General features: G+C 48.7%; 1 pseudogene. It reads right to left on the bottom strand.

The features are described 5' to 3' along the window. Nucleotides 1-224: pseudogene (locus tag FDX22_RS30510) on the bottom strand (hypothetical protein); the annotation flags it as partial. Nucleotides 225-226 lie beyond the last annotated feature (2 nt).

The raw sequence follows: 226 nt of genomic DNA, 5'->3' as shown, positions 1-226 counted from the left end.
TCACAGTTTTTTTCATATCGAAGGATCTCCCGGTATTCGATGACGGTCTTTTCGATACCCGCATCAATGAGCGAATTTAAGCGACTGGCGTTTTCCGCAACCTGATTAAACCGGTTGAAGTTGAAAGCCTGAGTGGTTATTACCGTCGCTTGCAGCGCGTTATCACTGCGCAAAACCCGGTTATCACTCTGAGTCTTTTCCAGCGCTGTGCTACTGCGCGCCAGTA

This window comes from Citrobacter sp. TBCS-14 (genome assembly GCF_005280805.1).
In the GTDB taxonomy this organism is placed as follows: Bacteria; Pseudomonadota; Gammaproteobacteria; order Enterobacterales; family Enterobacteriaceae; genus Citrobacter; species Citrobacter gillenii.
Note: the sequence above shows the minus strand (reverse complement) of the source record. Positions and strands in the feature narration are given on the sequence as shown.